Origin of the sequence: Flavobacterium bizetiae (genome assembly GCF_902804475.1) — a bacterium.
Lineage (GTDB): Bacteria > Bacteroidota > Bacteroidia > Flavobacteriales > Flavobacteriaceae > Flavobacterium > Flavobacterium bizetiae.
In genome coordinates, this window is record NZ_CADCSU010000058.1 from 23,657 (window position 1) to 46,479 (window position 22,823).

Here is a 22,823-nt window from a genome sequence, read left to right on the forward strand (position 1 = left end):
TAAACACAAACGATATGACTCCTTTTATAGCAGAAATTTTAGGCACCATGGTGATGATTTTATTAGGAAATGGCGTTGTGGCAAACGTTAATCTTAAAGGTACAATTGGTAATAATTCAGGTTGGATAGTCGTTACCAGCGCATGGGCATTTGCCGTGTTTGTAGGTGTAACTATTGCAGGCCCGGTTAGTGGTGCACATTTAAACCCTGTAGTTACTCTTGGTTTGGCACTTATAGGAAAATTTAGTTGGGATTTAGTTCCTACCTATATATTAGGCGAAATGATTGGAGCAATGTTGGGTGCATTTTTAGTATGGTTGTCACATAAAGACCATTTTGCAGCAACAGAAGATGAAGGCGCGAAACTTGCTTGTTTTTCTACAGGACCGGCCATCAAGAATAATTTTTCTAATTTGATAAGCGAAGCAATTGCAACTTTTGTTTTGATATTTTCTATTTTCTACATTGCAGGTCCAAGCTTACAAATTGCAGCTGATGCCAACGCAACAATTGGTTTAGGAACTATAGGCGCACTGCCTGTTGCAATAGTCGTATGGGCAATTGGCCTTTCATTGGGAGGTACTACCGGATATGCTATAAATCCCGCGAGAGATTTAGGACCAAGAATTATGCATGCTATTTTACCCATAAAAGGAAGTAGCAACTGGGGATATGCCTGGATCCCGATTGTAGGACCTATAATTGGAGCTTCTTTGGCTGCAGCATTATATCTCAGTCTTAATTAAAAACATCTTCTTTTAATCCATAAATTTTTATGAAAAATCTTTTTCTTTCTATGATAATCTTCATAGGACTAGCTGGCTATGCTCAAGAATCAACGCCGGAAAGTGCAGCTAGTAAAGAACCAAGCCGATTAAATTTTAATGTTACGCTTGCAACAAGTCACCTTTGGAGAGGATTAATTATCAGTCCAAGTATGACGGCTATGGGAGATATTCATTATACCTTCGATAAAAACCGAAACTTTTCGGTTGGTGTTTGGGGCGGTAACAGTTTTGATGGTAAATATACTGAGGTAGATTATTACGTTCAGTACAAACATAAAGGACTTACAATTGGTCTGTGGGATTTATTCAACACTACAAATGTTGAACATCCGGAAGTTTTTAATTACGATAAAAACACGACGACTCACCTTATTGATTTAAGAACTTCGTATCGTTTTTCGCAGGAATTTCCGTTGCGAATCGAGGCTGATATTATTCTTTATGGCAATGACAAGGAGTTAAACTCTGATGCTAATTATAAAAACAGATATTCTACTTATGTAGAATTAGGATATCCGATTATAAAAAATGACGAAATAACGCTAGATGCTTATGTAGGAGCAGGATTTTCGCTTGATGGAAAAACGAATCTATATATAAAGGATCCGGATCGTAATTTTGGTATCGTAAATACCGGATTGAAAGCTTCTAAAGATATTTCGATATTTCAGTATAAACTTCCGGTTTTTGCAGGCATAATGTGGAATCCTGCTGAAAAATATACTCGTATGCAATTAGGAGTTTCATTATTCTAAGACTGAAATAAATTATTCTATTAAACCCGACACGCTCTTAAAGCCTGTCGGGTTTCTTGTTTACGTGAGCCGCATGAGGGATAGAAGCTAACTGCCGAAGCAGTGTGGATAGCCCGACAGCATCCTGATAAGAGGGCGTATACGTGCAAAGTAACTTTGCCCTCTTGTCTGGATGGTGGCATGCCCCTATTATAATTTTAGATTTCTGATTTTAGATTTTAGATTCCTGATTCCTGATAAACCCGACAGGTTTTAAAAATCTGTCGGGTTTAGCGAAGACTTTGTTGAATAGTATCAAAACTCTATTTTAGCTAAACAACATTGTTATTAAACAATCGTTAAATATTTATCAGACAATATTTTAAGTTAAAAATTATATTATTTTTATACTAATTATATAGAGTTTATCTAGCTAATTATTTCGCTTTTTTTGAATTAACAAAAATTTAACATGACATTTGTATATACAACTATTAAAAGATATACATTTGTATATACAAATTATACACTTACGACTATGACAATTGAAGAGGTTATAAAAAGTACAGTTAAGATGGATAATGCGAAAAAAGTTATTCTGAATATCATGTACACGCAAAACGTGATTCAGGATCATTTCAACGAGTTGATAAAACCGTATGATTTATCCGGAGAACAATATAATGTGTTACGTATATTAAGAGGACAAAAAGGAAATCCTGCTAATATGTGTGTAATACAGGAACGTATGCTGGCTAAAACAAGTAATACAACCCGATTGGTAGACAAATTATTACTAAAGGATTTTGTTACAAGAAATGTTTGCCCTGGCAATAGACGTAAAATTGAAGTTTTAATCACCCAAAAGGGATTAGATGTTTTGAAAGAATTAGACCCGAAAGTAGATGAACACGAGCGTGCATTTGCCGAGAATATAAGTCCAGAAGAATTAGAATTACTGAATAAATTATTAGAAAAATACAGAACCCAACAAAATTAATATTATGAGCACATTATTAGACAATCTAAATTGGAGATATGCAACAAAGAAGTTTGATGCAACAAAAAAAATATCTTCGGCAGATTTGAATACTTTAAAAGAGGCTGTTAGACTTGCTGCTTCTTCATACGGATTACAACCTTATAAAGTTGTTATCGTAGAAAATCCTGAAATTAGAGAGCAATTAAAAGCTGCTGCTTACGGTCAGACTCAAATTACTGACGCTTCTCAAATTTTTATTTTTGCTAACGACTTGAATGCCGGAGCAGAATCTGTAGATGCTTACATCAAAAATATTAGCGAAACAAGAGGTGTTCCTGCTGATGCTTTGGCTGGATTTGCTGATATGATGAAAGGTACAATTGCTAACTTATCTCAGGATGCTAAAAACATCTGGACAGCAAAACAAACTTATATCGCTTTAGGAACTTTATTGGCTGCTGCTGCTGAATTGAAAATCGACGCAACTCCGATGGAAGGATTTAATGCTGCTGCATTTAATGAAATCTTAGGTTTCGATAAATTAGGCTTAAACGCATCAGTTATCGCTACTGTAGGTTACAGACATGGCGAAGATGATACACAACACTACAAAAAAGTTAGAAAATCTCACGAGGAATTATTTATCACTATATAATTATTATTAATCCAAAATCAATTTAAACAACATGAAAAATTTAAAAACAATTGCAATAGCATTATTCGTAGCAGCGGCTAGTATTTCAGTAAATGCTCAAACTAAAAAAATCGACGTAAAAGCATCTACTATCAAATGGGTAGGTAAAAAAGTAACTGGAGAGCACTCTGGAACTGTAAACTTTAAAGACGGAGCTGTAGTTTTTAAAGGAAAAAAATTAACTGGTGGATCTTTCACTGTTGATATGACTTCTTTAACTTCAACTGACTTAACTGGAGAATACCAAGGAAAATTGAATGGTCACTTAAAAGCTGACGATTTCTTTGGAACTGACAAATTCCCAACTGCAAAATTAGTTTTCAAAACTATCGGAGCTAAATCTACTGACGTTTACACTGTAACTGCTGATTTAACTATCAAAGGAATCACTAAACCAGTAACTTTTGACATTACTGTAGCTGGAAATACTGCAACTACTGCTTTCAAAGTTGACAGAACTAAATACGATATCAAATACAACTCTGGTAACTTCTTCCAAAACTTAGGAGACAAAACTATCAATGATGATTTCGAATTAACTGTAGCTTTAAAATTCTAATATTTAAAGATTAACACACAATTCTTAATATTATAAGAAAAACCCCAATGGTTCAAAACTATTGGGGTTTCTTTTTACATTATTTTCAAAAAGATAACATCCTTAATATTCACATAACACTTTCGTAATAACATCTAAGACTTTGATTAACATTGGGCTTCTAATTTTGGGCTAACTAAAAAAACAACACTAGAAATCAAACTCATAGTTATGAAAGCAAAACTACATATTGCAATTATTACTCTTCTAAGTACTTTATTTTTACAAGCCCAACAACAACCCAAAGGAATTATTGGTAACTCTAACTGGATGAGCAACTGGACCAATTTTAAACCGGCAAATACTGAATATAACGAAGCTACAAATATTATCGCAGGAACTATTGATAAAGACACCAGATTAACCAAACGCAATACATATCAATTGGTTGGTGTGGTTTATGTTACTAAAAATGCTGTTTTAACTATAGAACCGGGAACTGTTATTCGCGGAGATGATAAAACCTGCGGAACTCTTGTCATCACCAATGGCGCAAAAATCGTGGCCGAAGGTCTAGAAACTGATCCTATTATTTTTACTTCGAATAAAGAAATTGCAGACAGAAAACCTGGAGACTGGGGCGGAATCATCATTTTAGGTAAAGCACCAATAAATACGATTGGCGGTGTACACACTTTACCTTTTGATCTTGAACCAATGCTTAATCATTATGGAGGTCAGGATGCCGAAGACAACTCTGGAATTTTAAAATATGTAAGAATTGAATATTCCGGAAGAAAACTAAGTGCTGCCAAAGAACTTAACGGACTTTCGCTGGCCGGAGTGGGCAGAAAAACAGTTTTGAGCAATATCCAGATTAGTTACTCAAACGACGATTCGTTCGAATGTTATGGTGGAGATTTAAACATGAATAACCTTGTTTCATACCGAACTACAGATGATGATTTCGATTTTACACAAGGAGCTCAAATCAATATTAGTAATAGTATTGCCATTCGTCACCCGTTTTCATCAGATATTTCAGGATCAAGATGTTTTGAAGTAGATTCATACGACAAAATTCAGAATACTGATATGTCTAAAAAATTAACCAAAATAAACGCGAGTAACATCACTTTGGTTAATTTAGAAGAAAACAATCAGGGACTTGTGAGAGAATCTGTTTACGTAAGAGAAAATACTTTCTTTAATTTAACCAATAGTATTATTTCGGGCTTTACTCCTTTTGCTTTATTAGAAGGAAATATTGGTAATGGAGAGGTTAATTTAGCGAAAATTACTTTCAAAAACTTAATCGTTAACAATTGTAATGGCGGAATTATAAGCGAAGCTGGTGGTGCAAATCCGGCAATCGAAAAATTCTACAGCAATCCTGATTTCCAGATAAACTATACAAAAATCAAAAACAGCGAATTGTTTACGACGCCTAACATCAAAGGAAATCCGGATTTTAGAATGAACCAAAACAATACAATTGCAATTGGAAATTAGACATTTAAAGTAATTGAGAAGAATGAAATTTAACAAATTTTAAAATTTAGAAAAGATTTTTTTTAAATTTTATGTATTCTAATCCAAATTACATTTATATCTTTGTCACATCAAAATAAAGAAATGAAAACATTAATGAACAATACTTGGTGGTGGAAGAATTTACGTCAAACGTCGTGAACGAAGCTTCCTATGGTACTGTAAAAACTATAAATATAAAGGGCTTGTCATCACGACAAGCCCTTTTTTTTTGATCAAAACTTAACTGGAAAATATTAAAAACTAAAAAACAACATACTTTGAAACCTTTTATACTCAACACACATTACAAACAAATTCTGGCAGACACCATTACGCCGGTAAGTATTTATTTTAAAATAAGAGATAAATTCCCAAATAGTTTATTACTTGAAAGTAGTGATTATCACGGAAATGACAATAGTTTCTCTTACATCTGCTGCAACCCGATTGCCACAATTAAGATCGAAAACGAAACGATTTCAAAAACTTTTCCTGACGGAACTACAGAACAAATTTCAATTGACGCTTCAACTAACATTCCAGAAGTAATTCAGGAATTTTCAAGTCAGTTTCAATCAGAAAAAAACGATTTTAAATTCATCAATAACGGATTATTCGGATACATTTCTTACGATGCCGTTCGTTATTTCGAGAAAGTTTCAATTGCTAAAAAAGATAATGCAACTTTAATTCCGGATGTATTTTATGCGGTTTACCAAAACATCATCGCCATCAATCACTTCAAAAACGAAGCATACATTTTTTGCCATAGCGTAGACGGAAAAAATAATATTGCCGAAATCGAACAATTATTACAATCCAGAAATATTGCTTCGTACAAATTCACCAAAGAAGGTGAAGGATTCTCTAACTTAACCGATGATGAATTCAAACACAATGTGGCTTTAGCTAAGAAGCATTGTTTTAGGGGAGACGTTTTTCAATTGGTTTTATCACGTCGTTTTACCCAAGGTTTTAAAGGAGACGAGTTCAATGTTTACCGCGCTTTAAGAAGCATTAATCCTTCTCCTTATTTATTCTTTTTTGATTATGGAGATTTCAAAATATTTGGGTCTTCGCCCGAAGCTCAAATTATCGTAAAAAACAGAAAAGCCGAAATTCACCCAATCGCAGGAACTTTTAAAAGAACCGGAAATGACGAACGCGATGCACTTTTAGCCAAAGAACTTTCTGAAGATAAAAAAGAAAACAGCGAGCACGTTATGTTAGTCGACTTGGCCAGAAACGATTTAAGCAGAAACGGACATGATGTGAATGTAGAAAAATACAGAGAAGTTCAGTTTTTCTCTCACGTAATTCACTTAGTTTCTAAAGTTACAGGTCATTTACATGAAAAAGCAACTACGATGCAAGTTGTTGCAGATACTTTCCCGGCAGGAACTTTAAGCGGAGCACCAAAACACAGAGCAATGCAATTGATTGAAGATTACGAAAAAACAAATCGTAATTTCTATGGAGGAGCAATCGGTTTCATGGATTTCGAAGGAAACTTTAACCACGCGATTATGATTCGAACTTTCCTGAGTAAAAATCATCAATTACATTGTCAGGCCGGAGCCGGAATTGTAGCAAGTTCTGATGAAGAAAGCGAAATGCAGGAAGTTTATAACAAATTAAGAGCATTGAATACAGCTCTTGAAATGGCAGAGAAAATTTAGCATTAAGATACGTCTCCCGAGGTTGAAACCTCGGGCAATGTTTAAAAAATAATCTATATAAACATAGCCGACGGTTTCAACCGTCGGGACAAAGATTAGCAAGACCATAAAAAATTAAAAACCACAAAACCATAAATCATGAAAAAAGCAATTTCAATTTTAGTTTTAATCATTACTATCACCTCTTGTAATTCGGAAAAAAAGGAAATTCCATTAGCTGGAACCTGGCGTCTGATATCAGCAGAAACCACTGAAAAAGATTCAACGTTCTCGACTTTCAATCCAAAAACAAAAATGATTAAGATTATAAACGATAGGCATTTTGCTTTTTTCAATCATGATTTAAATAATGGTAAAGATTCAACAAATTCAGTATTCTTTGGCGGAGGCGGAAAATACACTTTAAAAGATAGTACATACACAGAGAATTTAGAGTTTTTCAATAACAGACAATGGGAAAACAACAAATTTGAGTTTATAGTAAAAATTAAAAATGATACACTGATTCAAAAAGGAATCGAGAAAATAGAAAAATTAGGCGTTGATCGTGTTATAGTCGAAAAATACGTTCGAGAAAAATAGAAATTTAGTTGTCAGTCTCAGTATTCAGTCACAGTTTAAAAAACTTAGAATCTTAGGCCCTTAGCAACTTAGAACCTCAAGAAAAATGAAAAAAATATTAGTTATAGACAATTACGATAGTTTCACTTATAATTTAGTGCACTATTTAGAAGATTTAAATTGCGAAGTTACCGTTTACAGAAACGACGAATTTGATATTGATGAAATCGCTTCTTTCGAGAAAATATTACTTTCTCCGGGGCCCGGAATTCCTGATGAAGCTGGTTTATTAAAAGCGGTAATCGCAAAATATGCTCCAACAAAAAGCATTTTAGGAGTTTGTTTAGGACAGCAAGCTATTGGAGAAGTATTTGGAGGAACACTTTCAAACCTTGATAAAGTTTATCACGGCGTTGCAACGAATGTAAAAACAGTAGTTTCTGATGAAATTTTGTTTGAAGGTTTAGGAAACGAATTTGAAGTTGGAAGATACCATTCATGGGTTGTAGATGCTAATTTGCCTGATGTCCTTGAAGCAACTTCAGTCGACGAAAACGGACAAATTATGTCATTAAGACACAAAACTTTTGATGTAAGAGGCGTTCAGTTTCACCCGGAAAGTGTACTTACACCAAACGGAAAAAGAATTTTAGAGAATTGGATAAAGAGCTAGTTTATAGTCTCAGTATTCAGTCTCAGTCACAGTTTACAAAAAACCCTTAGAACCCTAGAATTTTAGCAACTTAGAGCCTTAAAAAAAATGATAACTATTTCAGAAACTAAAGAAATCAATATCGAAGACGTTTTGATATTATACAAAGCAAACGAATGGAGTTCAGCTAATAAACCAAACGAATTGTATAGCGGTCTTTTAAATTCAGAAACTTTAATCACGGCTTGGGAAGATCAAAAATTGGTTGGACTTGGAAATGCAATTTCTGATGGATTCTTAACAGTATATTATCCACATTTATTGGTGCTTCCGGAATATCAGGGAAAAGGAATTGGAAAATTGATCCTGGATAAAATGCAGGAGAAATACAGCCATTTTCATATGCAAATGTTAAACGCCGATGGAAAATCTGTTGACTTCTACAAGAAAAACGGATTTGAACGCGCAGGAAAAACAGAACCCATGTGGATTTATCAGGGAAATGAACATTGAAAAAGTAAACAGTCGCAGTCACAGTTTTTAGTCTCAGTTACAGTTTTCAGAAAAAAAACTTAGTAACTCAGAACCTTAGCAACTTAGAACCTTAAAAAAAATGAAAACTATATTAAATAAATTAATCAATCACGAAGTACTTTCAAAAGAAGAAGCTAAAAACGTCTTGATTAATATCTCAAGTGGTCAATACAATCCGAGTCAGATTTCGGCATTTTTGACTGTTTTTATGATGCGAAGCATTACCATTGATGAACTTTCCGGATTTCGTGAAGCTTTATTAGAATTATGCGTTCGCGTTGATTTATCAGCTTACAATACTATCGATCTTTGCGGAACTGGTGGTGACGGAAAAGATACTTTTAATATCTCGACTTTGGCATCGTTTATTTCAGCCGGAGCAGGAATAAAAGTAGCCAAACACGGAAATTACGGTGTTTCTTCAATCTCAGGTTCGAGTAACGTAATGGAGAAAATGGGAATTAAATTCAGCAATGAGGCTGCATTTTTAGAAAAATGTATCGACAAAGCCGGAATTTGTGTTTTGCACGCTCCCCTATTTCACCCAGCGATGAAAAACGTCGGACCAATTCGTAAAGAATTAGCCGTAAAAACATTCTTTAATATGTTGGGACCAATGGTAAATCCATCATTTCCACAGAATCAATTGGTTGGTGTTTTCAATCTAGAATTGGCGAGAATGTATGCTTATTTATATCAAAACACAGATATCAATTTCACGATCCTACATTCGCTTGACGGATATGACGAAATCTCCTTAACAGGCCCGACAAAAACGATCACATCGCACATGGAAGGAATGTTAAAACCTGAAGATTTTGGTGTTAGACTTTTATCTCAAAGTGAAATCGAAGGCGGAAAAACAATCGAAGAATCTGCTGATATGTTCATCAACATCCTATCCGGAAAAGGAACCGAAGCGCAGAATAATGTGGTTTGTGCCAATGCTGCAATGGCAATTGCAACGGTTACAAAATGTTCTCCGCTGGAAGGATTTGAACTAGCAAAAGAAAGCTTATTCTCCGGAAAAGGACATCAAGCGCTTAAAAAATTACAAGAGTTATCTCTTTAAAATTAAAAAACTTAGTACCTCAGTACCTTAGAAACTTAGCACCTTAAAAAATGAATATCCTCGATAAAATAATATTTGATAAACAAAGAGAAGTCGTTCTTAAAAAATCGATCATTCCGGTTTCGCAATTGGAAAGTTCAGTATTTTTTGAAAGAGAAACGATTTCTTTGAGCCAAAAACTAAGAACAAGTTCCACCGGAATTATTGCAGAACATAAACGTCGTTCTCCATCAAAATCAGTCATCAATCATAGTTTTACGGTTGAAGAAGTGGTTAAAGGTTACGAAAATGCCGGAGCTTGCGGAATTTCAGTTTTAACCGACGGTAAATATTTCGGAGGTTCACTTGACGATTTACTTTTGGCTAGAGCTTCAGTAAATATTCCGCTTTTGCGAAAAGAATTTATTGTAGATGAATACCAGATTCTTGAAGCCAAAGCACATGGAGCCGATTTGATTTTATTGATCGCAGCGGTTCTAACTCGCGAAGAAATCAAATCATTATCTGAATTTGCAAAGAAATTAGGCTTAGAAGTTCTATTAGAAGTTCATAATCAGGAAGAATTAGAAAAATCGATTATGCCAACTTTAGATATGATTGGCGTAAACAACAGAAACCTGAAAACATTCGAAGTAAGTTTAGATTTCAGTAAACAATTGGCATCGCAAATTCCGGACGATTTCGTAAAAGTATCCGAAAGCGGAATTTCATCCATCGAAGCCATTTCAGAACTTAGACCTTACGGTTACAGCGGTTTCTTAATTGGAGAAAACTTCATGAAAACCGACAACGCCGGAAAAGCCGCAACAGAATTCATAAGCAAGCTATAATTAAGTTTGCCACGAATTACACAAATTAGCACGAATTGAATTAGCGAAAATTCGTGAATTGCTTCGCCTGTTCGCTATCGCTCGGGTCGTGGCAAAAACTAAACACAAAGCTTTGCGAACTTTTGCGTTTGTAAACATTACAATAGTAAAAAAATCTTAGCGCTCTTTGCGATAAAAAACACACAGAAAAAACACAATACAATGAAACTCAAAATATGCGGCATGAAATATCCAGAAAACATTCTCGAAGTAGGAGCGCTCCTACCCGATTATATGGGATTTATTTTCTGGGGCAACTCCGCACGATACTTTAACGGAACCATTCCGGAATTGATCAAAACAATAAAAAAAGTAGGGGTATTTGTCAATCAAAGTCAGGAAGAAATTCTGGAAAAAGTGGCACAATACAATTTACAAGCCGTTCAATTACATGGCAATGAATCCGTTGATTTTTTATCAGAACTAAAAAAACAATTGCCTAATAAAATCGAAATCATCAAAGTTTTTTCTGCCGATAATGATTTTGATTTCGAAAGTATAAAACCATTCGAATCCGTTTGCGATTATTTTCTTTTTGATACCAAAGGAAAATTACCCGGTGGAAACGGAACCACATTTGACTGGACGATATTAAAAAAATACAAATCTGATAAACCCTTCTTTTTAAGCGGCGGAATCGGAATGAATGAATTAAAAGCCATCGAAGAAATTTCAAAAACCAATCTTCCTATTTATGCTGTCGATATAAATAGTAAATTTGAAATCGAACCTGGCTTAAAAAACAAAAATCTATTTAGCAATTTCAAACGCAAATTTGATGTTGCCAACTTTTAAAATTGGAATAAAATGAATTTTAACGTTAACGAAAAAGGATATTACGGAGAATTTGGCGGAGCTTACATCCCTGAAATGCTCTATCCAAATGTAGAAGAATTACGCCAGAATTATTTAAAAATCACCAGCGAACCCGATTTTAAAGCCGAGTTCGATCAGTTATTAAAAGATTACGTTGGACGCCCTAGCCCACTTTATTTTGCCAAGCGTTTATCCGAAAAATACAATACAAAAGTCTACCTAAAAAGAGAAGACTTAAACCATACCGGAGCACATAAAGTCAACAATACCATTGGACAAATTTTAGTAGCAAAACGTTTGGGTAAAAAACGAATCATTGCCGAAACCGGAGCAGGTCAGCATGGTGTTGCAACAGCAACAGTTTGCGCCCTTATGGGAATGGAATGTATCGTTTATATGGGCGAAATCGACATTGCGCGTCAGGCACCAAACGTGGCTCGTATGAAAATGTTAGGCGCTGAGGTTCGTCCGGCACTTTCAGGTTCAAGAACCTTAAAAGATGCTACAAACGAAGCGATTCGCGACTGGATCAATAATCCGGTTGACACACATTATATTATCGGATCGGCAATTGGACCACATCCTTATCCGGATATGGTGACTCGTTTTCAAAGCGTAATTTCGGAAGAAATCAAATGGCAGTTAAAAGAAAAAGAAGGACGTGAAAATCCTGATTATGTTGTCGCTTGTATCGGTGGCGGAAGTAATGCTGCCGGAACGTATTACCACTTTTTGCACGAGCCAGAAGTTGGTATTATTGCTGTAGAAGCAGCCGGAAAAGGTGTTGATAGCGGTCATAGTGCAGCAACAAGTAAATTAGGTAAAGTTGGTGTTATTCATGGTTGTAAAACCCTTTTAATGCAAACTCCAGACGGGCAAATTACGGAGCCATATTCTATTTCGGCAGGTTTAGATTATCCTGGCGTTGGACCAATGCACGCGCATTTGGCACAAACGGGTCGTGGCGAATTTTTCTCTGTGACAGATGATGATGCGATGAATGCAGGATTACAGTTGACCAAACTAGAAGGAATTATTCCGGCGATCGAAAGCGCACATGCTTTTGCGGTTTTAGATCAAAAGAAATTTAAACCTACAGATATTGTGGTGATTAGTCTTTCTGGCCGTGGTGATAAAGATTTAGACAATTATATCGATTATTTTAAATTATAATAAAAATCGTAATTTGGGCGTTCCCTCCGGTCGGGCTTTCGGCTAAATTCCCGATTAACAAAAACTACGGCTAAAAAGCCTTGTTTTTCTAAATCGGGAGATACCGCCTCTATCCCTAACGCAAAAAACAATAACGAGAAAAATAATAATTATGGAAAAGTTATTTTCATACGGAACATTGAGATCGAAACAAATTCAAATGCAGCTTTTTAGTAAAATCCTAACCGGAAGTCCTGATCAGCTTCTTGGTCATAAACTAAAAAGTCTCCAAATAGAAGAAGAATTTGGAATGGCAGATTATGTTGTAGCCGTACCAACTGTAGATTCTTCAGATCCTATACACGGTATTGCATATAATATTTCAGCTTCAGATTTAGCCAAAGTAGATATATTCGAATCGAATGCTTACAAAAGAGTTCAGGTCGAGTTGAAATCTGGAGCAGTAGCCTGGGTTTATATCGAAAATAAATAAAAATCGAAATGATGACTGGATAGGTAAGATTATAAAAATATAATACCAAAGATTAAAAAAATTTCCACTGATTATTTGTTTCACGCAGATTCTGCAGATTTAAAAAAATCTGTTTTAATCTGTAAAATCTGTGGCAAAAAACAAAACTCAAAAAAACACCTACAAGGTTTTAAAAACCTTGCAGAAGTAAATAAAAAGACATTAAAATGAACAGAATAACTCAAAAATTACAAGAAGATAAAAAGATACTTTCTATTTATTTTTCAGCGGGATATCCTAATTTAAATGATACCGTTCAGATCATTCAGGACTTAGAAAAAAATGGCGTTGATTTAATCGAAATTGGTTTGCCTTTTAGTGATCCTTTGGCCGATGGACCAACGATTCAGGCGAGTTCTACACAGGCGCTTCATAACGGAATGACAACTCAAATACTTTTCGATCAACTGAAGAACATCCGCGAAAGCGTAAAAATTCCGTTGATTATTATGGGATATTTTAACCCCATGTTGCAATACGGAGTTGAAGCTTTTTGTGCAAAATGTGCCGAAATTGGTATCGACGGTTTAATCATCCCCGATCTTCCGGTTGATGTTTATGCAGACGAATACAAAGCAATCTTCGAAAAATACGGTTTAATAAATGTATTCCTGATTACGCCACAAACTTCTGATGAACGTATTCGTTTTATCGACAGCGTTTCAAACGGATTCATTTATATGGTAAGTTCTGCAAGCGTTACAGGATCTCAATCTGGATTTGGAAATGTTCAGGAAGATTATTTCGAAAGAATTGCAAACATGAATCTTAAAAATCCACAAATTATAGGTTTCGGAATTTCGAACAAAGAAACTTTTACTCAAGCAACAAAGTTTGCCAAAGGTGCCATTATTGGTAGTGCTTTTATCAAACATTTAAGTGAAAATGGTTCTGGTAAAATTGCGGAATTTGTTGGTGAGATTCGATAATTTTATATTTAACTTGAAAACAAGTTACAATTTATCATTTCGATAAAGGAGACGAAAATATTGTTATGAAAATGATTACCCTAGCCCCGATAGAAGTGGAAATCCTTTTGTGGCGTCCCGATAGCTATCGGGAGCCACAAAAGATTGGAACGAATAGCGGGATTAGCTCCTGAAAAAAGATTTTATAATAGAAATCGAAATGACAAAATTACGTTAATAGCAAAGCTGAAATAATATTACAATTGATATTATTTCGGCTTTTTTTGGAGATAATAATATCGAATTTAACTTCTGTTCTAAAAACAAAAAGTTAAAAATAAACCGGAAGTATTAGCCAATTCATAACATTTGCAATAATTTTGTACATTTGAATAAAATCAATTATCATGGATTTAGAAGCTCGTAAAATATCTTTCGTTCAAGAATTTCTAAGACTTCAAAGTGAAGAAATAGTTATTGGTCTTGAAAACTTACTTCATAAACAAAAAGTGGAACTTTTAGATCAGGAAATGAAATCAATGAATATTGAACAATTTAATAAAGAAATTGATCAGTCATTAGATGATGCTAAAAATGCGCGAATTGTATCTGCAAAAGATTTAAAATCAAAAATTCAAAAATGGGGTTAACTGTTTATTGGACTCAATTTGCAGAAAACAAACTTGAAGATATTTTTGAATATTACAAATTTAAAGCTGGAATTAGAGTTGCTCAAACTTTAGTAAACGGAATAATTGATATTTCACTTTCCTTAGAATTTAACGCTTATGGCGGCCAAAAAGAAGAACTTTTATCTGAAAGAAAACAGGATTTCAGATATTTAGTTTTTAAAAATTATAAAATTATTTATTGGATCGATGAATTCAAATAAATAGTTTTTATCTCTAATGTCTTTGATACCAGACAAAATCCTCAAAAACTTTCGTTAGGAAAATAAGTATTTCCCCTTTAATATTTTGATAAAAAAAGGATAAAATCACTACATGGTTTTCTGTTAATATTATGTTAAAATAAAATTAAACGACTGTTTAATTTAAACGCTTGTTTAATTTTGTACCCGATTAGAAACAATACCATGTCAAACTTCGAATTAAACGATAAAAAAATTCAAATTCTTGAGGTTGCTGAAAAGCTATTCTCTGAAAAAGGATTCGAAGGAACTTCTATACGAGATATCTCAAAACATGCAAAAATTAACATTGCCATGGTTTCGTATTATTTTGGTTCTAAAGAAAGACTTCTCGAGGCTTTAATTCTTTATAAAACCTCTGATTTAAAACTACAACTCGAAAATTTATTGCAAGAAAATCTCGAACCTGTCGAAAAAGTCAATAAATTAATCGAAATTTACGTTAACAGAATCTGCCTTAACAAAGGGATTTACAGAGTATTGCATTTTGAACTTAATGCTAAAAAGAGAGAAAAAAGCATGATCGCTTTTACGGAACTAAAAAAAGGAAATCTAAAATCTCTGGAGAGTATTATTACTCAGGGTCAGGAAAAAGGTGTTTTTAGAAAGGATATTATTATTCCTCTTATTACGCCTACGATTATTGGAACCTTTTTTCACTTTCACATGAATCGGTCTTTCTTCGAAGAATTATTGGATTTAAAAACAGAAGAAATGTTTAACAATTACATTAAAACCAGTCTTACAAAGCACATTCAACAAACTATAAAAGCGCTACTTGTTTATGAAAATTAGTCAATTAATGCTCTTTGGAGTTTTCTTTATCGGAATATCTTCAGTAGAAGCACAAGAAAAAACAAGTTTAACCTTAGACGAAGCCGTTAAATTGGCCTGGGAAAAAAGTAACGAAGTTACGCTTGCCAGCACTAAGGTAAACACAAAAAAGTACGAATTACAAGAGGTTAAAAACAATCAACTTCCGGATATTAAAGTTTCCGGGCAATACCAGCGTCTTACAAAAGCGTCGATTGATATGCCTAATCAGGGCGAAGGTGCATCTTTAGCGTCTCCTGACAGAGCAATGCTTGGAATGGCAAATTTAAGCCTTCCTCTTTTTGCAGGATTTAAAATTCAAAATAGCATTAATGCATATGATAACTTATATGAAGCTGAAAATGCAAATGCTGCTAAAACAAAAGAAGATGTTGCTTTAAGAGTTATTACTTATTATACTGCTCTGTATAAGGCTCAAAAAACTTTGGATGTTTTAAACGAAAATCAAAAAAGCGCTAAACAACGTGTTACTGATTTTATTGAATTAGAGAAAAACGGAATCATCCCAAGAAATGATTTATTGAAGTCTCAATTACTAGTTTCAAAAACGCAATTATCTATTGATGAAGCTACTAACAACCTTAATAACATCAACTTTTATCTGACTACTTTACTTAAGTTAGATCCGAGCACAAAACTTCAGGTTAATGAAGCTGATTTCTTTAATTTAAAAACCAGCAATGCGCCAACATCTGATGCTGTAGCATTACAAAACAGAAAAGATTTAGAAGCAATTCGTTTTCAACAAAAAGCTTCTGAAGCAAATATTAAAGTTGCAAGAGCAGCATATTACCCTACGTTAGCATTACTTGGTGGCTATACTGCATTAGACCTTAAAGATATTATTACGGTAAAATATGCCATGAACTTTGGTTTGGGTTTAACGTATGATATCTCTGGAATTTACAAAAATAGTGCTCACGTAAGAGAAGCTGAAAGCAGAGCGCTTGAAGTTAAAAATACAGAAGCGGTAATGACAGATCGTATTAAAGTTGAAGTTCAAAAATCTATTGAAGATTATGACCTGGCTATTAATCAAAGTGTGGTTTATGACGAAGCGCTTCAACAAGCATCTGAAAATTACAGACTTGTAAAAGACAAGTTCGACAATGGTTTAGCTGATACCAATGATTTGGTTGAGGCCGATGTTGAGCAATTAAGCGCTAAAATTAATACTGCTGTGTCTAAAGCAACTATTATTCAAAAATATTACGAATTACTTTCAGTATCAGGACAATTATCACAATCATTCAATCTTTCTAAAATATAATCGATAGCTCTCATGGAAAAGAAAAAAACAAATAAAAAATTCATCATCATACTAACCGTGTTGGTTTTAGTGGGCGGAACTTACGGAATATCAAAATACTTGCACTCCCAAGCCCACGAAGAAACAGATGATGCTCAGATTGAGAAAAAAATGAATCCAATTATTCCTAGAGTTTCAGGATATATTAGCAAAGTGTATGTAAAAGATAATGACTTTGTAAAAAAAGGAGATACTTTATTTACGATCGATAAAAGAGATTATCAATTAAAAATCGACGAAGCAAATGCTGCATTATTAGGTGCTGAAGGTCAATACGAAGCTTCAAAAGCAGATATTGGAAGTGCTAATGCAAGTATTTCAGTTTCTGATGCTCAAATGAAATCTGCAACAGGATCTATCGAAAGTGCTAAAATTAGATTGAGACAAATTACTAACGATTATAACCGTTATAATAATTTGTATAAAACTCATACGATTACAAAACAACAATATGAGCAGGCTTTGGCTGCAAAAGACGAAGCAGAAAACCAAGTACGTGTTTTACAAGATCAACAAAGAGCAAGTTCTTACCAAAAATCTGTAATTCAGTCAAAATCTAAAGTTTCAGACAAACAAACAGAAGTTGCTGCTGCAAATATCAAAAAAGCAAAAACAATGCTTGATGTTGCGCATTTAAATCTTAGTTATACAGTTGTAACTGCAGCAATTGACGGTCAGGTTTCTAAAGTAGATATTCAGCCAGGACAATTGGTTCAGCCAGGACAATCTTTATTTTATATCATTAATAATAATGAGGCTTGGGTTGTGGCTAACTTTAAAGAAACACAATTAAACAAAATGGTTATAGGACAAAAAGTAAGCTTAAAAGTTGATGCTTACCCTAATTACGAATTTAAAGGTACTGTAACTTCATTTTCTCCTGCAACAGGATCACGTTTTTCATTGTTACCTCCTGATAACGCAACAGGAAACTTCGTAAAAACAATTCAGAGATTACCGGTAAAAATTAGTTTAGATGAATCAAACGATCCTGAAAAAGTAAAATTACTAAGACCAGGAATGAATGTTGACGTAGACGTACATTTAAAATAATATAATGACAGCAGTACAAGGAGATGACGATTTAGTAGAATACGGTTACAGACGTGTAATTATCACGATTACGGCAGTACTTTGTGCACTGTTAGAAATTGTAGACACAACGATTGTAAACGTAGCACTAACTGACATGCGAGGTAGCCTTGGTGCTACTTTGACTGATGTGGCTTGGGTAATTACAGCATACGCAATTGCGAATGTTATTGTAATTCCGATGACGAGTTGGCTTTCGCAGCAATTTGGAAGACGTAACTATTTTGTGGCTTCTATCATAATATTTACAGTCTGCTCCTTTTTGTGTGGTAATGCCAGTAATATTTGGGAACTGGTCGCTTTTAGGTTTGTACAAGGTATGGGTGGTGGTGCCCTGCTTGTAACAGCCCAGACTATTATTACCGAAAGTTATCCGGTAGCAAAACGTGGTATGGCACAAGCTATTTATGGTATGGGTGTAATTGTTGGTCCAACTTTAGGTCCGCCTTTGGGAGGATATTTAGTAGATAATTATTCTTGGCCTTATATCTTTTATATCAACATTCCGTTAGGAATTATTGCTACTATTCTGGCGCTTACTTTTGTAAGAAGTCCGAAATACGGAGAAAAATTAAAAGCAAATCAGGTTGACTGGTGGGGAATTATATTATTAGCCGCTTTTATTGGATCATTACAATTCGTTCTGGAGCACGGACAACAAGACGATTGGTTTAACGATTCTACAATTGTAACGTTAAGTGTTGTTACAGTTCTTGGATTGGTTTTATTTGTCTGGAGAGAGCTGACATATAAATATCCAATTGTAAATTTAAGTGTTTTAAAAGACGGAAACTTAAGAATTGGAACCGTAATGTGTTTTATTCTTGGTTTCGGTTTATACGGATCGACTTTGATCATCCCGATTTATACGCAATCTATTTTAGGATGGACTGCAACTGATGCCGGATTATTATTGATTCCGGGTTCGATTACAACAGCGATCATGATGCCATTTGTGGGTAACATGATTCAAAAAGGAGTTCCGCAAGGATATATGGTGGGAGTAGGATTTTTAATTTTCTTCTTCTTTACTTTTATGATGCGAAATCGCCTTACACCTGATACAGGAGTTGAACATATGTATTGGCCTTTGATTTTAAGAGGAATTGGTTTAGGATTACTTTTTGTACCTATTACAACACTTTCGCTTTCTACATTAAAAGGAAAACATATTGGTGAAGGAGCAGCTTTTACCGGAATGATGAGACAATTAGGAGGTTCATTTGGTATTGCAATTATTACCACTTTTATCACCCGTTTAAGCCAGGAACACAGAGTTAATTTATTAACGAATTTAGATCCTGCAAATTATCAGGTGCAACAACGTATAATAGGAATGCAAAAAGCTTTTGAAGCTAAAGGTTATAGTGCCGATGTTGCCCTTAAAAAAGCCTATCAGGCAATAGATTACGCCGTTTTAAAACAAAGTACAGTGATGTCGTACATGGATATATTTATGTATCTGGGGATCATGTTCTTATTCTGTATACCAATTATTCTTTTCATTAAAAAAGGAAAAAACAAAATTAATCCTGCTGATGCAATGCATTAATAATAATTGATTTATAATACGAAAAAGCCGGACTATTTATTTAGTCCGGCTTTTTATTTTATGAATAAAATTATATTTATGATAGTCCGAAGGGATTGAAATCCTGCTTACAATATTTGGACTCTGAAGGGATTAAAATCCCTCCCTACAATATAATCCGAGTTTTCGAATCTCAAAAAAACTCAGAACCTTAGCCACTTAGAGCCTTAGCACCTTAAAAAAGAAATCTATCTCGTAAAAACCAAATGATTCCCTTCAGAAAGATTGGCATCAAAATGATATCCTTCGTAATTAAAGCCTTTTAAATCATCAATTGTTTCGGCGTTAGTATCGATAATATAACGAACCATCATACCTCTCGCCTTCTTAGCAAAAAAGCTGATAATCTTTAATTTCCCGTCTTTATAATCTTTAAAATCCGGAGTAATAACAGGAACTTTTAAAGCCTTAACATCTACTGCCGAAAAATATTCGTTACTCGCTAAATTCACAAACAATTCTCCTTTTTCCAATTCTTTGTTCAAAGCTTTAGTAACGGTTGGTTTCCAGAATTCGTGTAGATTTTTGTACTCGCCAATAGGTAATTTAGTTCCCATTTCTAAACGATATGCCTGCATCAAATCTAATGGTTTTAAAACGCCATACAGACCAGACAAAATTCTAAGTTTATCCTGAAGAACATCTAATTTTTCAAGCGGAATTGTATAAGCATCTAAACCGGTATAAACATCTCCATCAAAAGTATAAATTGCCGGACGCGCGTTTTCAGGAGTAAAAGGGGTTTTCCAATCCTGATTTCTTTTCCAGTTTAAATCTGATAGTTTATCTGAGATTGACATTAATTCAGATAATTCAGATGGTTTTTTATCTTTTAAAACTTTGTGAACCTGACGTGCTTCTTTTAAAAAAGCTGGTTCTGTATATTGAGGAGTAGGTAATTCTTTTTCGAAATTTAATGACTTCGCGGGAGATATAACAATTTTCATGTGTGCGTTTTTATAGAATTCAAAAATACAAATTGAATTTCTAAAAAAATATTATTGTAATTGATTTGTTTTATTGCTGCATAGTTTTTTCCGCCACGAATTGCACGAATTTCCACTAATTATTTTTTTCATTAAGATTGCGAAGATTTTTTTTCCACTCCCGATAGCTATCGGGATAAAAGATTTCTACATTTTTTTTTAAATCCATTTAATCCTTTAATCTGTGGCTATATTTTTTTCGCGACGAATTACACTAGTTATAACTAATTTCTATTTTAATTAATTCATTATGATTCGTGAAAATTCGTGCAATTTGTGGCAACGATTTTTATTTTGATAAAATTCTAGCCGTCAAACTGTGAAATTGTTCAAAAAAGTCAACAATACATTATTATAGGCATTTTCTATGTTGTAAATTTGCAGACGTTTCATTCTCTTCAAGAAAAGAAATGTAATATTTAAAATTAGTGAAATTCGTGGCTATACAAACAAACTATAAAGCAGCATTACAACATAAAATCTTCGAAATAATTTCGAAAGCATCTCAGGAACTCAACGTTGACAGTTATGTTATTGGAGGTTTTGTTCGGGATTTGCTTTTAAATCGTGGTTCAAAAAAAGACATTGATGTTGTTGCTGTTGGTAGCGGGATCGAATTGGCGTTAAAAGTTTCTGAATTGCTTCCTAAAAAACCAAAAGTACAGGTGTTTAAAACCTACGGAACAGCCATGTTGCGTTTTGAAGATACCGATATCGAATTTGTGGGTGCCCGAAAAGAATCTTATAATTTTGACAGCCGAAATCCTATTGTAGAAAACGGAACTCTTGAAGACGATCAAAACCGACGTGATTTTACCATCAATGCTTTGGCTTTATCACTAAACGAAAAAACATTTGGAGATCTTTCTGATCCTTTTAATGGTTTGGCCGATTTAGAGAATAAAACGATCAAAACACCATTAAATCCTGACATTACATATTCTGATGATCCTTTGAGAATGTTGCGCGCTATTCGTTTTGCAACGCAATTGAATTTCGAAATCGAAGAAAATTCACTGAATGCCATCACAAAAAATGCAGATCGTATTAAAATTATCTCTGGCGAAAGAATTGTAGACGAATTAAACAAAATTTTATCTACGTCTAAACCCTCAACAGGATTTTTACTTTTATATAAAACCGGACTTTTAGATATTATTCTTCCTGAGCTAACGGCTTTGAATCAGGTCGAAGAAATTGAAGGTCATACTCATAAAAATAACTTTTATCACACTCTCGAAGTTGTAGATAATATTTGCCCAAATACAGATGATGTTTGGTTACGCTGGTCGGCTTTGCTGCATGATATTGGGAAAGCACCAACAAAACGTTTCAACAAAAAACAAGGCTGGACTTTTCACGGACATGAATTTCTTGGTGGAAAAATGGCAAAGAAAATATTCGAGCGTTTGCATATGCCCTTAAACCACAAAATGAAGTTTGTGCAAAAAATGGTTATTATGAGTTCCCGTCCAATTGTTTTGGCACAGGATATTGTAACAGATAGTGCAGTTCGTCGTTTGGTTTTTGATGCTGGCGAAGATGTAGAGGATTTAATGACATTGTGTGAAGCTGACATTACTACCAAAAACCCATCGAAATTCAAGAAATATCATAAGAACTTCGAAATCGTTCGTAAGAAAATTGTAGAAGTTGAAGAACGCGATCACGTTCGTAATTTTCAACCACCAATTTCAGGTGAAGAAATTATGGAAATGTTCGATTTAAAACCTTCGCGAGAAATTGGAGTTTTAAAGGAAGCGGTAAAAGAAGCCATTTTAGAAGGCGATATTCCAAATGAATATCAGGCAGCTTATGATTTTGTAATTAAAAGAGCAGAAAAGTTAAATCTAACACTTAAAAAATAATGGATCAAGTAACGTATTTATTTTTTATTCTGTTTCTTACCATTATAGCTTTATCATATTTTCTTTTTTTTAGAGAATTAAATAATAGGTTAGATTTCATAAAAACTAAATATAAATGGTCGGTTATACTGATTTGTATTGCTTCGAATATAATAATCGTTTTAATAT

24 protein-coding genes are annotated in these 22,823 nt (G+C 34.1%); 23 read left to right on the forward strand and 1 reads right to left on the reverse strand.

The features are described from left to right. Window positions 1-14 precede the first annotated feature (14 nt). The 22 genes from FLACOL7796_RS05770 to FLACOL7796_RS05875 all read left to right on the forward strand — a co-directional run bounded on the left by FLACOL7796_RS05770 (window position 15) and on the right by FLACOL7796_RS05875 (window position 19,762). Entirely contained in the window at window positions 15-746 is a 732-nt protein-coding gene (locus tag FLACOL7796_RS05770) for an MIP/aquaporin family protein (RefSeq protein ID WP_173969877.1), read from the forward strand. Between the two features lie 50 nt (window positions 747-796). Continuing rightward, window positions 797-1,543 carry a hypothetical protein gene (locus FLACOL7796_RS05775; protein WP_232067300.1) on the forward strand — a complete coding sequence of 249 codons (747 nt, stop codon included), beginning with the start codon at window positions 797-799 and terminating at the stop codon, window positions 1,541-1,543. Window positions 1,544-2,060: 517 nt separating this feature from the next. After that, window positions 2,061-2,522, forward strand: a complete 462-nt coding sequence (locus FLACOL7796_RS05780; RefSeq protein ID WP_068844590.1) for a MarR family winged helix-turn-helix transcriptional regulator — start codon at window positions 2,061-2,063, stop codon at window positions 2,520-2,522. Between the two features lie 4 nt (window positions 2,523-2,526). Then, complete coding sequence (locus tag FLACOL7796_RS05785) at window positions 2,527-3,159, forward strand: NAD(P)H-dependent oxidoreductase (protein ID WP_173969879.1); 633 nt, start codon at window positions 2,527-2,529, stop codon at window positions 3,157-3,159. A gap of 31 nt (window positions 3,160-3,190) precedes the next feature. Beyond that, window positions 3,191-3,757, forward strand: a complete 567-nt coding sequence (locus FLACOL7796_RS05790) for a YceI family protein (protein ID WP_173969880.1) — start codon at window positions 3,191-3,193, stop codon at window positions 3,755-3,757. Window positions 3,758-3,967: 210 nt separating this feature from the next. Beyond that, the gene (locus FLACOL7796_RS05795; RefSeq protein ID WP_173969881.1) at window positions 3,968-5,248 is read left to right on the forward strand and encodes a hypothetical protein; all 1,281 of its coding nucleotides are present in this window, start codon (window positions 3,968-3,970) and stop codon (window positions 5,246-5,248) included. 299 nt (window positions 5,249-5,547) lie between these two features. Continuing rightward, window positions 5,548-6,948 (forward strand): anthranilate synthase component I family protein, encoded by a 1,401-nt coding sequence (locus tag FLACOL7796_RS05800; RefSeq protein ID WP_173969882.1) that lies wholly within the window; start codon window positions 5,548-5,550, stop codon window positions 6,946-6,948. Window positions 6,949-7,086: 138 nt separating this feature from the next. Continuing rightward, window positions 7,087-7,530, forward strand: a complete 444-nt coding sequence (locus tag FLACOL7796_RS05805; protein WP_173969883.1) for a hypothetical protein — start codon at window positions 7,087-7,089, stop codon at window positions 7,528-7,530. Between the two features lie 85 nt (window positions 7,531-7,615). Further along, complete coding sequence (locus FLACOL7796_RS05810; RefSeq protein WP_173969884.1) at window positions 7,616-8,182, forward strand: anthranilate synthase component II; 567 nt, start codon at window positions 7,616-7,618, stop codon at window positions 8,180-8,182. Between the two features lie 87 nt (window positions 8,183-8,269). Then, window positions 8,270-8,674: a GNAT family N-acetyltransferase gene (locus FLACOL7796_RS05815; protein WP_173969885.1), complete on the forward strand. Its 405-nt coding sequence runs from the start codon at window positions 8,270-8,272 to the stop codon at window positions 8,672-8,674. A gap of 100 nt (window positions 8,675-8,774) precedes the next feature. After that, window positions 8,775-9,767 carry an anthranilate phosphoribosyltransferase gene (trpD, locus tag FLACOL7796_RS05820; RefSeq protein ID WP_173969886.1) on the forward strand — a complete coding sequence of 331 codons (993 nt, stop codon included), beginning with the start codon at window positions 8,775-8,777 and terminating at the stop codon, window positions 9,765-9,767. Window positions 9,768-9,817: 50 nt separating this feature from the next. Then, window positions 9,818-10,597 carry an indole-3-glycerol phosphate synthase TrpC gene (gene trpC, locus FLACOL7796_RS05825; protein WP_173969887.1) on the forward strand — a complete coding sequence of 260 codons (780 nt, stop codon included), beginning with the start codon at window positions 9,818-9,820 and terminating at the stop codon, window positions 10,595-10,597. A gap of 201 nt (window positions 10,598-10,798) precedes the next feature. Further along, window positions 10,799-11,431, forward strand: coding sequence for a phosphoribosylanthranilate isomerase (locus tag FLACOL7796_RS05830; RefSeq protein WP_173969888.1), 633 nt, complete (start codon window positions 10,799-10,801; stop codon window positions 11,429-11,431). Between the two features lie 12 nt (window positions 11,432-11,443). Further along, window positions 11,444-12,625, forward strand: a complete 1,182-nt coding sequence (gene trpB / locus FLACOL7796_RS05835) for a tryptophan synthase subunit beta (protein ID WP_055095721.1) — start codon at window positions 11,444-11,446, stop codon at window positions 12,623-12,625. 151 nt (window positions 12,626-12,776) lie between these two features. Then, window positions 12,777-13,097 (forward strand): gamma-glutamylcyclotransferase family protein, encoded by a 321-nt coding sequence (locus FLACOL7796_RS05840; protein WP_173969889.1) that lies wholly within the window; start codon window positions 12,777-12,779, stop codon window positions 13,095-13,097. A 206-nt stretch (window positions 13,098-13,303) separates the two neighbouring features. Continuing rightward, window positions 13,304-14,065: a tryptophan synthase subunit alpha gene (gene trpA, locus FLACOL7796_RS05845; protein ID WP_173969890.1), complete on the forward strand. Its 762-nt coding sequence runs from the start codon at window positions 13,304-13,306 to the stop codon at window positions 14,063-14,065. A 386-nt stretch (window positions 14,066-14,451) separates the two neighbouring features. Next, window positions 14,452-14,694: a hypothetical protein gene (locus tag FLACOL7796_RS05850; RefSeq protein WP_173969891.1), complete on the forward strand. Its 243-nt coding sequence runs from the start codon at window positions 14,452-14,454 to the stop codon at window positions 14,692-14,694. Then, window positions 14,685-14,936 (forward strand): type II toxin-antitoxin system RelE/ParE family toxin, encoded by a 252-nt coding sequence (locus FLACOL7796_RS05855; RefSeq protein ID WP_173969892.1) that lies wholly within the window; start codon window positions 14,685-14,687, stop codon window positions 14,934-14,936. The genes FLACOL7796_RS05850 and FLACOL7796_RS05855 overlap by 10 nt, the downstream gene beginning before the upstream one ends. Before the next feature lie 204 nt (window positions 14,937-15,140). Continuing rightward, entirely contained in the window at window positions 15,141-15,770 is a 630-nt protein-coding gene (locus FLACOL7796_RS05860; RefSeq protein ID WP_173969893.1) for a TetR/AcrR family transcriptional regulator, read from the forward strand. After that, window positions 15,760-17,079, forward strand: coding sequence for a TolC family protein (locus FLACOL7796_RS05865; protein ID WP_173969894.1), 1,320 nt, complete (start codon window positions 15,760-15,762; stop codon window positions 17,077-17,079). The genes FLACOL7796_RS05860 and FLACOL7796_RS05865 overlap by 11 nt, the downstream gene beginning before the upstream one ends. Window positions 17,080-17,091: 12 nt before the next feature. Further along, window positions 17,092-18,171, forward strand: coding sequence for an HlyD family secretion protein (locus FLACOL7796_RS05870; protein ID WP_173969895.1), 1,080 nt, complete (start codon window positions 17,092-17,094; stop codon window positions 18,169-18,171). A 4-nt stretch (window positions 18,172-18,175) separates the two neighbouring features. Next, window positions 18,176-19,762, forward strand: a complete 1,587-nt coding sequence (locus FLACOL7796_RS05875; RefSeq protein WP_173969896.1) for an MDR family MFS transporter — start codon at window positions 18,176-18,178, stop codon at window positions 19,760-19,762. A gap of 227 nt (window positions 19,763-19,989) precedes the next feature. On the opposite strand, the gene yaaA is transcribed toward FLACOL7796_RS05875, so the two are convergent. Further along, a complete protein-coding gene (yaaA, locus tag FLACOL7796_RS05880) occupies window positions 19,990-20,748 on the reverse strand; it encodes a peroxide stress protein YaaA (protein ID WP_173969897.1) in 759 nt (252 codons plus the stop codon). Between the two features lie 476 nt (window positions 20,749-21,224). Between yaaA and FLACOL7796_RS05885 the strand changes: the two genes are divergently transcribed. Next, complete coding sequence (locus tag FLACOL7796_RS05885; RefSeq protein ID WP_173969898.1) at window positions 21,225-22,655, forward strand: CCA tRNA nucleotidyltransferase; 1,431 nt, start codon at window positions 21,225-21,227, stop codon at window positions 22,653-22,655. Window positions 22,656-22,823 lie beyond the last annotated feature (168 nt).

Coding starts and splice junctions, on each gene's coding strand:
- FLACOL7796_RS05790 (WP_173969880.1), top strand. CDS start 3,191: ATGAAAAATTTAAAAACAATTGCAATAGCATTATTCGTAGCAGCGGCT.
- FLACOL7796_RS05810 (WP_173969884.1), top strand. CDS start 7,616: ATGAAAAAAATATTAGTTATAGACAATTACGATAGTTTCACTTATAAT.
- FLACOL7796_RS05830 (WP_173969888.1), top strand. CDS start 10,799: ATGAAACTCAAAATATGCGGCATGAAATATCCAGAAAACATTCTCGAA.
- FLACOL7796_RS05855 (WP_173969892.1), top strand. CDS start 14,685: ATGGGGTTAACTGTTTATTGGACTCAATTTGCAGAAAACAAACTTGAA.
- FLACOL7796_RS05870 (WP_173969895.1), top strand. CDS start 17,092: ATGGAAAAGAAAAAAACAAATAAAAAATTCATCATCATACTAACCGTG.
- FLACOL7796_RS05860 (WP_173969893.1), top strand. CDS start 15,141: ATGTCAAACTTCGAATTAAACGATAAAAAAATTCAAATTCTTGAGGTT.
- FLACOL7796_RS05770 (WP_173969877.1), top strand. CDS start 15: ATGACTCCTTTTATAGCAGAAATTTTAGGCACCATGGTGATGATTTTA.
- FLACOL7796_RS05775 (WP_232067300.1), top strand. CDS start 797: ATGATAATCTTCATAGGACTAGCTGGCTATGCTCAAGAATCAACGCCG.
- FLACOL7796_RS05850 (WP_173969891.1), top strand. CDS start 14,452: ATGGATTTAGAAGCTCGTAAAATATCTTTCGTTCAAGAATTTCTAAGA.
- FLACOL7796_RS05815 (WP_173969885.1), top strand. CDS start 8,270: ATGATAACTATTTCAGAAACTAAAGAAATCAATATCGAAGACGTTTTG.
- yaaA (WP_173969897.1), bottom strand. CDS start 20,748: ATGAAAATTGTTATATCTCCCGCGAAGTCATTAAATTTCGAAAAAGAA.
- trpA (WP_173969890.1), top strand. CDS start 13,304: ATGAACAGAATAACTCAAAAATTACAAGAAGATAAAAAGATACTTTCT.
- trpC (WP_173969887.1), top strand. CDS start 9,818: ATGAATATCCTCGATAAAATAATATTTGATAAACAAAGAGAAGTCGTT.
- FLACOL7796_RS05840 (WP_173969889.1), top strand. CDS start 12,777: ATGGAAAAGTTATTTTCATACGGAACATTGAGATCGAAACAAATTCAA.
- FLACOL7796_RS05785 (WP_173969879.1), top strand. CDS start 2,527: ATGAGCACATTATTAGACAATCTAAATTGGAGATATGCAACAAAGAAG.
- FLACOL7796_RS05780 (WP_068844590.1), top strand. CDS start 2,061: ATGACAATTGAAGAGGTTATAAAAAGTACAGTTAAGATGGATAATGCG.
- trpD (WP_173969886.1), top strand. CDS start 8,775: ATGAAAACTATATTAAATAAATTAATCAATCACGAAGTACTTTCAAAA.
- FLACOL7796_RS05795 (WP_173969881.1), top strand. CDS start 3,968: ATGAAAGCAAAACTACATATTGCAATTATTACTCTTCTAAGTACTTTA.
- FLACOL7796_RS05805 (WP_173969883.1), top strand. CDS start 7,087: ATGAAAAAAGCAATTTCAATTTTAGTTTTAATCATTACTATCACCTCT.
- trpB (WP_055095721.1), top strand. CDS start 11,444: ATGAATTTTAACGTTAACGAAAAAGGATATTACGGAGAATTTGGCGGA.
- FLACOL7796_RS05875 (WP_173969896.1), top strand. CDS start 18,176: ATGACAGCAGTACAAGGAGATGACGATTTAGTAGAATACGGTTACAGA.
- FLACOL7796_RS05865 (WP_173969894.1), top strand. CDS start 15,760: ATGAAAATTAGTCAATTAATGCTCTTTGGAGTTTTCTTTATCGGAATA.